This window comes from Acidovorax sp. GW835-FHT14B10 (assembly GCF_058793725.1).
On sequence record NZ_JBXAGC010000052.1, the window covers coordinates 1 to 10,449 of the forward strand.

10 protein-coding genes and 1 pseudogene are annotated in these 10,449 nt (G+C 62.8%); 1 reads left to right on the plus strand and 10 read right to left on the minus strand.

Going from position 1 to position 10,449, the window contains the following annotated elements:
* The 10 genes and pseudogenes from AC1Q5S_RS21710 to AC1Q5S_RS21755 form a co-directional block, all read right to left on the minus strand.
* Positions 1 to 288, minus strand: a 288-nt coding sequence (locus tag AC1Q5S_RS21710; protein ID WP_492239416.1) for a DUF4158 domain-containing protein, incomplete at its 3' end; no start/stop codon positions are given.
* A gap of 159 nt (positions 289 to 447) precedes the next feature.
* A pseudogene (locus AC1Q5S_RS21715) lies at positions 448 to 729 on the minus strand (IS21 family transposase); the annotation flags it as partial.
* A gap of 514 nt (positions 730 to 1,243) precedes the next feature.
* The gene (locus AC1Q5S_RS21720) at positions 1,244 to 1,972 is read right to left on the minus strand and encodes a class I SAM-dependent methyltransferase (RefSeq protein ID WP_031942805.1); all 729 of its coding nucleotides are present in this window, start codon (positions 1,970 to 1,972) and stop codon (positions 1,244 to 1,246) included.
* Positions 1,973 to 2,672: 700 nt separating this feature from the next.
* The gene (locus tag AC1Q5S_RS21725) at positions 2,673 to 3,464 is read right to left on the minus strand and encodes a phosphodiesterase (RefSeq protein ID WP_029309111.1); all 792 of its coding nucleotides are present in this window, start codon (positions 3,462 to 3,464) and stop codon (positions 2,673 to 2,675) included.
* A 15-nt stretch (positions 3,465 to 3,479) separates the two neighbouring features.
* Positions 3,480 to 4,742 (minus strand): ABC transporter substrate-binding protein, encoded by a 1,263-nt coding sequence (locus tag AC1Q5S_RS21730; RefSeq protein WP_492239417.1) that lies wholly within the window; start codon positions 4,740 to 4,742, stop codon positions 3,480 to 3,482.
* An 18-nt stretch (positions 4,743 to 4,760) separates the two neighbouring features.
* Entirely contained in the window at positions 4,761 to 5,594 is an 834-nt protein-coding gene (locus AC1Q5S_RS21735) for a carbohydrate ABC transporter permease (protein WP_165091848.1), read from the minus strand.
* The gene (locus AC1Q5S_RS21740) at positions 5,591 to 6,463 is read right to left on the minus strand and encodes a carbohydrate ABC transporter permease (RefSeq protein WP_165091850.1); all 873 of its coding nucleotides are present in this window, start codon (positions 6,461 to 6,463) and stop codon (positions 5,591 to 5,593) included. Before AC1Q5S_RS21740 ends, AC1Q5S_RS21735 begins: the two co-directional genes overlap by 4 nt.
* 9 nt (positions 6,464 to 6,472) lie before the next feature.
* On the minus strand, positions 6,473 to 7,615 hold the full coding sequence (locus AC1Q5S_RS21745) for an ABC transporter ATP-binding protein (protein WP_029309264.1): 1,143 nt from the start codon (positions 7,613 to 7,615) through the stop codon (positions 6,473 to 6,475).
* Positions 7,608 to 7,979, minus strand: coding sequence for a type 2 periplasmic-binding domain-containing protein (locus tag AC1Q5S_RS21750; RefSeq protein ID WP_031942800.1), 372 nt, complete (start codon positions 7,977 to 7,979; stop codon positions 7,608 to 7,610). The genes AC1Q5S_RS21745 and AC1Q5S_RS21750 overlap by 8 nt, the downstream gene beginning before the upstream one ends.
* Positions 7,980 to 8,016: 37 nt before the next feature.
* Positions 8,017 to 9,297, minus strand: coding sequence for a metallophosphoesterase family protein (locus tag AC1Q5S_RS21755; RefSeq protein ID WP_066784141.1), 1,281 nt, complete (start codon positions 9,295 to 9,297; stop codon positions 8,017 to 8,019).
* A 215-nt stretch (positions 9,298 to 9,512) separates the two neighbouring features.
* On the opposite strand from AC1Q5S_RS21755, the gene AC1Q5S_RS21760 reads away from it, so the two are divergent.
* Positions 9,513 to 10,421: a TetR family transcriptional regulator gene (locus tag AC1Q5S_RS21760; protein WP_031942798.1), complete on the plus strand. Its 909-nt coding sequence runs from the start codon at positions 9,513 to 9,515 to the stop codon at positions 10,419 to 10,421.
* The last annotated feature ends 28 nt before the right edge of the window (positions 10,422 to 10,449 follow it).

Sequence of the window (10,449 nt, forward strand, 5' to 3'; positions counted from 1 at the left end):
AATCAGTGTCCGAATTGCCCGCTCGTGCACGATCACCAGCTTGTTCTTGTACAGCCATTGACGCGCCCGCACGAGTACTGGAATTACCCGAAAGGCACCGAGCAAACGCCCACTCATGCGCAGGAAACCAATATGGAGCGCCAGACCAAGCTTGTGGGAATCACCTCGGCGTGCATTGATTGCGTCGCGCTCGGCACCATCGAAGGTGAAAAATGCCTTCATCTCGAAGTCGCTGATATCGCGGGGGAGCCCACGCATCCCCAAAAACGTTGTGTGCCAACCCTGCATCGTGAACCTCAAAAGTGGGAGGCCACCATACCCGTTTACAAAGCGAACAGGAAAGTCAATGAAATCAACGGTCTACCCAGACCACCCCCGCGCCAGTGCTAGCTTTGCGTACCGTCACTTATTGCACTGAAAACGAGGAGACCCCAACCAGCGCGTGCCCACGTTGAATTGGCTGTGTTCGGGATGGCGGATCTCGTTCCACAGGGCGCGGCAGCGCTCACTCAGCCAGGCATTGAGTTCGACAAAGGAACTGAAGCGATGTCGGGCCGCCTCGATCCAGATGCGCCGACGGCTGTACTGCACGTTCTTCTCCACGCGCCCCTTCTCCCAGCCCGCCGCGACGTTGCAGAAGTCAGGGTCGTACAGGTAGTGCGCGCACATCACCGAGAAGCGCGCGTTGACAGTGCGGCCCTTGCCCTTGTGGACCTTGTCGACGGCGGTAAGCCCCGCTGCTTCAGGCCGCCCCACGAAGACGCAGACAAGTCGACTTAAAGGCAGCTTCAGACTGATGGCAGAAGTTTTAGGCCGCCGCGCTACTCGTTTGTACCAAAGCTGAAAGCATGCATCCGCGACATTGATAGGTCAGGCGACCGTGCCGGCACTTGCAAACCTCGACGGCGGCGATGTATTTGGCCCCATAAACTGACTGCTGAAAGTCGGCAATCAGGATGACGACAGGGGTACCGCATAGATCCTCAAGTGGCGAGCGGCGGCTGCCGTACGCACATGGCGCAAAGCGCCTTTGTGCGCAGCATCTAGGTTTCTCTGAACGTCGATGACATCAAGCCGGCAGGTTTCGTCTTGACGATGGCGGCGTTTAATCAAGCATTGGATCCGCCTGGATCCGCCGTCATTTGGCTCGTCGACGACCTAAATGCGCGTTTGGTGCTCGATCCGACGAACTGAAGATTACCCGCCAAGGCCAAGAAGCTTGCACTCGCCAAAGCTCTGCAGTTCAGGATTTCTTTCGGAAAATGACGACGTGCTGCCACGGCAGCCTCGCGTCTGTACGCACCCACTGCAACGGCAGGATTTCCGCTTCCCGGCGGATCTGCCTTTCCGTCATCTTGTGCAGCTGCTTGATCTGTACTGCGGGATCTTCCGCCTTGTACTCCACGAAAACGACCCGCCCGCCGGGCGCGAGCGACTGCACCACACTCCTGAGCATCTCATACGGAGCAGACAGCTCGTGATACACGTCGACCATGATCGCCAGGTCGACGGACCCCGGCGCCAGACGGGCATCGTTTTCAGTACCCAATGAAGGCGTGATATTGCGCATGCCTTCGGCTTCCGCAGCCTGGCGCAAAAGCGCGACCATCTCGGGTTGCACATCGACCGCCAGGACTCTGCCGGAAGGGGCGACCAGGCGCGCCATGCGACGGGACAGGTAGCCGGTACCAGCGCCGATGTCGGCAACCACCATGCCTGGCTTCAACTCCAGCGCATCCAGGAGAAGGTCGGTACGTTCTTCCTTCTCCCGTTCCTGGCGTTCGAGCCATGGCGCTCCTTGCCACCCCATGACCTGTGCGATCTCGCGACCCAGGTAGCGTTTGCCGATGCCGTCGGCGCTGGGCACTCCAGCGACGTACGCTAGCTCTTGCGCTTGCGCCGGAAAGCTGCCGGCACCAAGCAGCGATCCCAAAACCCCAGCTAAAACTGCAACGTTCCGAAAGAGTGTCATGTCAATCCAGTCAATCTCAGACAGGCATTTCGAAGTGGCCTGAATCTGCAGGTCAAGCCCTGCCGTCGCATTTGTCGCTGCAATGAAATGGGAACAACAGGGAGACTTATTTGACCCAGGTAGCAATCAACCAGTTTCAAATTTCGAAGACCCGCAGTTGGCCGTTTGGAGTCATGGCCCTCACAGATCTGGAACACAAAAGCACGTTAGCACCGCTTTCGCAAGGTAAAGCGCTTCGATTCTGCTCGGAGAGTGCCATTAGGCCAGCAGCAGGTTTCGCCCGCGGCTCACGTGTAAAGCCCGTGTAATCATGCCGCGAATACTTCACATAAAAGGGGAACCTGCGAGAACAGTTCAGTAGCCTCAATCAACCGCAAACTCGCATGGATGCTGGATTTTTCCAACTTTTTGAGATTCTTTAGAAATCGAGGTAGCGAAGACTCTTAATTCGTAGGTCGAGTTGTTGGCGCCGACTGGAGAGTGAGCCAACGGGGGTGCGGCACCGACAGCTATTTCCTCGGGTCGAAGCCTTTCGTGCAGCGTGCGCAGCGCTCGCGGCGCACGCTGGGCGTGCCCGTCCGGCAGGTGCACTACGATTTCTTAGGGCCCGCTTCGGCCCTTGATTGAGGCTTGAATCGCCTGCAGAGTCGGCAGGATCGACTTCACGGCACTGGACCAAGGGCCGCCTCTGCATCCGCGCCTACGCGCCTAGCCAGAATCTCTCGCTGCGATCGAGAAAGTCATGCAGGTGCACGATCACCGAATCGTCGTCGAGCAGGACGACGGCGTACTGTGGTGGCTCGAAGCTTCCCGGGATGTCTTCGGATTCCCCAAGGTGCAGTGCCACCTGATGGTTGGTACCGCGCAAAGTCGAGAAGGGGATGCCGCGCCAGGTGCCCGAGATGGGCCGGTGGATGTGGCCGAAGAACAGGTGCTTGATGCGATGCGCGTGGCCCTTCAGTGCTGTCAGCAACCATTCGTTGTCGACCAATCCGATTCGATCCGCGACCGGGATGCCAAGGTGGAATGCCGGATGATGCATGAACAGGAGCACCGGTGAATCATCCTCCGCCAAGCGCTGGGAAAGCCAGTTTGCCCGTTGCTCGCAGAAGACGCCGCAATGCGTTCCCGGTTCGTTGGTATCCAGAAACAGACCCCTGAACCTCCCGATGGCCTGCTCGTACTGGACGAACCCATTGCTGTCCACCGGCACCTGTGGGAAGCGCTCGCGGAAGTTGGTCCGGCTGTCGTGGTTGCCGAGAATCAGATGAACCGGCATTGGCAACCGCGCGCATTGCTCCGACAGCTGGCGGTAGGCGTCCGGGTGCCCGACATGTGCGAGGTCGCCCGTGATCACGCAAGACGCTGCGTCCGCGTGCTCGGCGATCACGCTGTCGATGCAGCGCTCGAACCGTTTGCCGGGGTCATGGCCGTAGAGGGCGCGACCCTGCTCGACAAGATGAATGTCCGTGATGTGGATGAACTTGTGCATGGTCGTGCCTTGCACTCAGCGCGGCAGCAATGCCTGGACGGCCTTGCTCATCTCGCTAAGGGCAACGGCGGGTTGCACCTCTTGCGAAACCACGGTCTGGAGGTGATCCTTGATTACGTCGGTAATCTTGAAGCCGTTGTCACCCGGAAACGCGTACGAGCCGGTGAGTACCGGCATCTGCGCGATGGCGGTCAGATGATTGGGGTTTGCCTTGTAGAAGGGCGCAAGCAGGTTCGGGTCGGTCGCTGGCAACGTGTTGGCCGGGAAGTAGCCGGTTGCCTTGACCATGGTCGTCGCGCCCAGCGGGCCGGTGGCGAACTTGATGTATTCCCAAGCAGCGGCCTGCTTGGCAGGATCCTTGGAAAACATCATCGCTGCATTGCCGCCGGCCGGCAGTCGGCCGTCCTTGGCAACGGGCATGCGGGCGGTACGAATCTCGAACTTGCCTCCCACCTGCTTCGTGATGCTGCCCAGGCGCGCAGTGGTTGTCGCCAGTACCGCGAGCTTGCCGCTCACGAAGTCCTGCAAGGCGGCCGAATAGGAGATGTTGCGCATCTCACCCTGCTTGACGAGCTGCTCGAGGGTCAGCATGGCGGCCTTGCCTGCGGGGCCGTCGAAGGCCACCTTCTTCTCGTCGGCGGTCAACATGGTGCCGCCGTTGCTGAAGACCAGCACCTGCCACATCCAGTTGCCCGTGATGTCCCACTCGACGTGAAGGCTCTCGGTGCCGGGCGTTGCCGCCTTCGACTTTTTGGCCGCGTTCATGATGGCATCCCAGTTCATGGGAAAGCGATCGGGCTCCACGCCCGCCTTGCGCATCAGGTCGGCGTTGTAGTAGATGACGGGTGTAGACAGCGCGAAGCCGATGCCGACCTGCTGACCCTTGACTTGCCCCAGTGAAAGCAACGCTTGGTCGTAACCCATCCCCGCCCAGCCCTTCTCCGCCTTGATGAAGGGCGTCAGGTCGACAGCGAGCCCACGGTCGGCAAACACGCGCTGACGATTGAGGCCCTGATAAGACACATCGGGGAGCTGGCCCGTGACGGCCTGGCGCAGAACCTGTTGTGCCGCGACCTCGTAGTCAGACGTGGGCGCACGGAACGTGACCTTGTACTGGGGGAACTTCGCCATGAAGTCTTTTGCGATTGATTCATGGACCTCTTTGAAGAGATCAGCGTACGCGTAGTCGATCACGATCTCAGTCGGTTGCTGAGCCTGTGCCAGGCCGGTGGTCATTAACACGGCCAGTGCGGCGGTTTTCTTAAACAGTTGTTTCATTGCTTGATTCCTTGCGGTTTAACCTTTGACGCCGGTGAGCGTCACACCTTCGATGAAGCGCTTTTGCGCGACGACGAACAACAGCACCAGCGGCGCCGTGATCAGCACCGTGCCGGCCATCAGCGGACCGAACGCGCTGCCTGCTTCCTCATTGCGGAAGAACATGGTTCCCAACGGCGGCGTCGCCAGATGGGGTGAATTGATGACCAGCAGTGGCCAGAAGTAGTCGTTCCAATGCCAGACCACCGAGAAGATCGAGAACGCCAGCAAGGCAGGCATGGCCGTGGGCAGCATCACGCGCCAGACGATCTCCAACTCACCCATGCCGTCGAGCCGCGCGGCGTGGATCAGGTCGTCGGGCACGGTGCGAAAGAACTGCCGCATCAGGAAGATGCCGAACGCGGACACGCTGAAAGGCAGGATGAGCGCGGCCATCGAGTCGAGCAGACCGGCGTGATACAGCATTACGTAGAGGGGGATGGCCGTGGCTTGGTATGGCACCATGAGCGCCAGCATCACCAAGCGCCAAGCCCACGGCTTGCCACGGAACGACAGCTTGGCAAAGGCGTAGGCGGCAGGCAGTGCCACCAGGATCTGCAGCACCAGGATGCCCGCGCAGACGAGCACGCCATTCCACAGGTAGCGCAGCAAGGGGACCTTGGTTAGCGCGAGGGTGTAGTTCTCCACTGCAGCGAAGCGCGTCGGAAAAAGATGAATCTCGCTGCCGAAGATTTCGTCGGCAGGCTTGAGCGAGGTCAGCACCATCCAGATGAACGGCATCAGGAAGACCAGGGCCACGGCCATCAGCACCACGTGGCGAAGAATCCGAAAGGAAGGGGAAGGAGGTTTCATGCGTAGTGCGTCCTGCGCTCCAGCGCGGCGTGCTGGATCTGGGTCAAGAGGAAGATGCCGGCGATGAAGACCACCGTCATGGCGCTGGCGTAACCCATGCGGAAGAAGCTGAACCCCTCCGCATAGATGGTGTGCAGCAGCACTTCGGTGGCCTTGTTCGGCCCGCCCTTGGTGAGCACATGGACGGTGTCGAAGACCTGCAGGGCGCGGATGGCGCAGACAGTGATGACGAACAAGGTGGTAGGGCCCAGCAACGGCCAGGTGACGAAGCGGAATCGATCGAAGGGGCGATCGATGCCGTCGAGTTCCGCCGCATCTCGCACGTCGCGGGGGATTCCTTGCAGCCCGGCCAGGAAGAACACCAGGGCAAGCCCCGACATCTGCCAGATGCCGATCGCGGCGACCGAGTACAGCGCGAGGTGGCGGTCGTTGAGCCAGTTCTGGGGTGCGACGCCGACCTGCTGGAGCAGGTGATTGACGAGCCCGGCGCTCGGATGCAGCAGGAATTCCCACACGAACGCCATTGCGATCAGCGTCGATGCGGCCGGCATGAAAAAGGCTGTGCGGTAGAAGCCGCGTCCCGATCGATCGGATTCGATCAACAAGGCGAGGCTCAGGCCCAGCGTGATCGATCCCCCGGTGACCAGGACGAGGTAGACAAGGGTGTTGGCCACAGACTTGCGGAACACCGCGTCCGACCAGAGTTCGGCGTAGTTCTGCAGGCCGACCCAGTTCAGGGTGGTGGCGCCGAACTGCCAATCGGTCAGCGACATCAGAAATACGGCAAGGACGGGTATGAACAGCAGAAGCGTCGCAAGAAGGCCCGCGGGCGCGAGAAGTGAAACGGTGGAAAGAGGATGGGCGCGCATGCTCGGCTTTCAGGCCACTCGCTTCAGGGTGTCGCATCGACCGATCGACATGCGCTGGCCGCCGGCGTCGAAGACATGCAGGGCTTCCCACGGGACCGTGACCTCGAACTCGGCCCCTGCGTGCGCTGCCGTGCCAGCCGGGAGGCAGACGATGCAGGCTTCCCCCTGGCTCGGCAGGGTCAGCGTGGCCATCAATTCGGCACCCGCGTATTCCACATGGCCAACCACGCCGCGCACGGTGAGGCCCGGCGCCTTTGCCAAGGTGACAGCCTGCGGCCGGAAGGCGACACGGCAGGGCCCGCCGTTCCCCGCGGTATCTGCGATGCGTTGCGCCAGGCAATGGATCTCGCCATTGGCGAGGATGTCGCCCGGCACGACGTTGATCCGCGGTGCGCCGACGAATCGAGCCACCTCGAGGCTTTGTGGCCGCATGTACAGATCTTCGGGTGGCGCCACCTGAAGGATGCGGCCTTCGCGCATGACCGCCACACGGTCCGACATGGACATGGCTTCGTGCTGATCGTGCGTGACGTAGATGAACGTCACGCCCAACTGGTCGTGAAGCTGCCGGATCTCGGCACGCAGCGCATGGCGAAGGTTGGCGTCCAGATTAGAAAGGGGCTCGTCGAACAGGAACACGGAGGGGTGGCGAACCATCGCGCGCGCCAGGGCGACGCGTTGGCGCTGGCCGCCCGACAGGTGCGCCGGCTTACGATCGAGTAACCCGTCGATGGCGAGTCGCCGGGCCACTTCATGTGCGCTGGCATGGATGTCGGCGAGCCGGCGGCGCACCCCGGGGGATACCAGGCGTGCCCCCGGCAGGCGACCCCAGAACCCCAGGCCGCGCATCACCAGCGGCATCGAGATGTTCTCGCGCACGGTCATGTGCGGGTACAGCGCATAGGACTGGAACACCATCGCGCAGTCCCGTGCGCTGGGTGACAGGGCGAGCAGGTCGCGGTCTCCCATGCGGATCGTGCCGGTGTCGGGCGTGTCCAGGCCGGCGATCAGCTTCAGCAAGGTGGACTTGCCGCAACCGGACGCGCCCAGCAGGGTGAGGAATTCGCCGTCGCGCACTGTCAGGTCGAGTTCCTGAAGAACGGCAGCGTTGCCGAAGCGTTTGGTCAGGCCGGAAATCTGGATGTCAGACATGGTCGTTCGTCTCCGCCGTTGACTGAGTCGATGTCCGGGCGGCCATCCAGCTGTGAAACTCTGCGTAGCCCGAAAACGCCACGTCGAGCGGGCGCTGCGCAGCCACGTCGGCCTGCAAGCGGGGCATCAGCTGCGCGACGTTCACGCCGACCGCGTTCACCTTGACGTTGGGGTTGGCCGCCATGAACTCCTGCAGCAGCTTGCGGGTGCCATCGGCGCCCAGGCCCGCGGTGGCCAGGTTGTAGTTGTAGAAGGTGATGGTCACCGGCTTGTCCACGGTCGCCGGGACGGGGCCTGCGCGGCCGGGCAGCGACACGGTGGCGGCCAGGGCGGCCGCGCCAAGAAGGAAAGTCTTTCTGATCATGATGATGCCTTTGGAAAGAAGGGGAGCAGGGAAACGCTCAAGCGCGTTGGGCCATCTGCGTCTCGTTGGCGGTTTCGCCGTCGACGCGGGCGCGTTCGAAGCGGGTGTGGAAGTCGACCAGGTCGAACTCGACGTCGTCGAGTGCCCGGAACTCGGCCTCCGACATTTCGGGATGCTCGTGGCCGTACCAAGCGGCGTACTGGGGCAGATCGGACGCGTAGGCCTTGAAGTAGGTCGAGTAGGCCCGCAGGCGCAGGCGCGGCCGTTGCGCGTCGAGATCGAACTCCATCAGGCGCAGCCAGCCGTCGCCGATGCCGTCGATCACTGTGGCGTCGGGGAAAGTGCCGCGAAGCGACTGCTTGCGGCCCTGGTAGTCGCTGAGGAACTGGAACACCTGGTTGCCGTGCTGGTTCGGGTCGACGCGGTGGCGCACGCCATGGAAATGGCCGTTCAGCACCGCCAGGATCTGGTCATGGCGGGAAATCAGGCTGTCCCAGAGCCGGTCGGGGGTGTGGCGCTCGGGGTCCAGGCGGGACAGGTCCAGGCATTCCGCGGCTTGGCGCTCACCCCGGGGATTGAGGAACTCGTGGATGGACACGATGGTCGGCACCCCGGGAAAGGCCTGCAGAACCGACTCGGCCCAGTCGACCACCTCGCCGTCGGGCGACATCTCCAGGCCCAGGTGCAGGAAGCGGTGGGTGCCGCCGGTGAAGATCTGGGCGCTGTTGGCGCCCTGCCGGAACGAGGAAACATACCAGGGCTGGTTCTTGAAGAAAGGCGTCTGGGCGCCGAAGTTGCGCGTCCAGTTCTCCAGCGAGCCGCAATGGATGCTGCCCACGCTGGCCAGGTCCAGGCGGTGCAAGTCGATCGCGCCGGGCTGCGGGGGGTAGTCGGCGTCGGCCCACATGTGATCGTGGTCATGGTTGCCCGGGACCACGGAGAAGGGCAACTGGCCGGCGAGGATCTCGTAGGCCGTCCTGACGGCGGGGATCTCGATGTTCAGCACCTGCTCCGGCGCAGGCGCCACGTGGTCTGCGAGCAAGGGGCTGACGATGGACCGGTGGCCGCGCCGCGCATGAGCTGCGTCCACGTCCGCGCTCATCTGGTGCTGCCACATGTCGCCCAGCGCGGTGGCGAAAGCGATCTCACCGCCATTGCCCACCGCGTTGCGGGCGATGAAGTGCATCATGTCCCAGAGCAGCTCGCGCGCGTTGAACGGGAAGCCCGCCGCGCGCTGGTTGCGGTAGCTCACATAGTTCTGCGTGTCGGGCACGACGGCGACGGTGAAGCGGGAATGGGAACGGGCGGACTCTTGCATGGCGGCACCTTTGACAGAAAGGGCGAAACCGACCCCACGCCGGCACTTCGCACTGTGTTTAGAACGTATGTACAGTAAGGTCACCCCATGACGGATTGATGACTTGTAATGGTTTTATGGGCCAATTCATGGCAAGTTGAATGGGTACTTTGGATAGAATTGGAACGGATGTACTGTCCAAGGGGCAGCGAACAAACGAAAATAGGAGACGTCAGGTGTTCACGGAGATGCCGACCGCGGCCCATGCCGACCGGCTGACGGAAGCCGCCTTCGAACTGGCCTGCGAGCAGGGATTCGCCGAGCTGAGCGCGCGGTCCCTGGCCGCCCGGACCGGGGGCAGCCCGTCCGCGATCAACTACCATTTCGGCGGCCGCGAGCAGCTGCTGCTCGCCGTCCACGCGGAGCTGGGCCGCAGGATGGAGGCCGCACGCGCCGACGCGCTGGCGCGCTGCCTCGAGCAGATGCCCGCCTGGGTGGAGCTGCCCGATATGGTCGCCGCCCTGCTGCAGATGCGGCTGGGCGAGCAGCGCAAGATCCTGGCCCTGCGGGACGAACTGGAGCTCGAGGTGAGCACGGGGCGCGAACCGCAGCTGCGGCCAGCGGCCGAGCAGGAGGTCGCGCAGGAGCGGCAGTTCTGGTGCGGGCTCGCGCGCCAGTTCGACGCCGGCCCCGTGGCGGCAGAAGCCTGGGCCGATCTTGCCCTGGGGCTGACGGGCCTGCTGCTGTGCGAGACCGATCCGGCGGCCCGCTCCGCCTGGATCACGACGCCAACCGCGCGGCTGCATGCCCGCCTGGGCCGGCAGCCCATCGTGCCGTCGGTCACGCGCAAGGCGGATGCCCGGGCCAGCATCGACGCCTTCGCTCGCGAGCGGGCGCAGACCAATGAGACTGCGCTGCGCATCCTTGACGCCACGCTCTCGACCATTGCCCGCAAGGGCGCGGACCGCGTGGTGCAGCGGGAGATCGCGGCGCGTGCCGAGGTGTCACTGGCGGCGGTCACCTACTTCTTCCGGACCAAGCACGACCTGATCACAGCGGCATTCGCCGAGCACTGCCGCCGCCTGCGCAGCCAGAGACGGGGTCTCCTCGTTTTCAGTGCAATAAGTGACGGTACGCAAAGCTAGCACTGGCGCGGGGGTGGTCTGGGTAGAC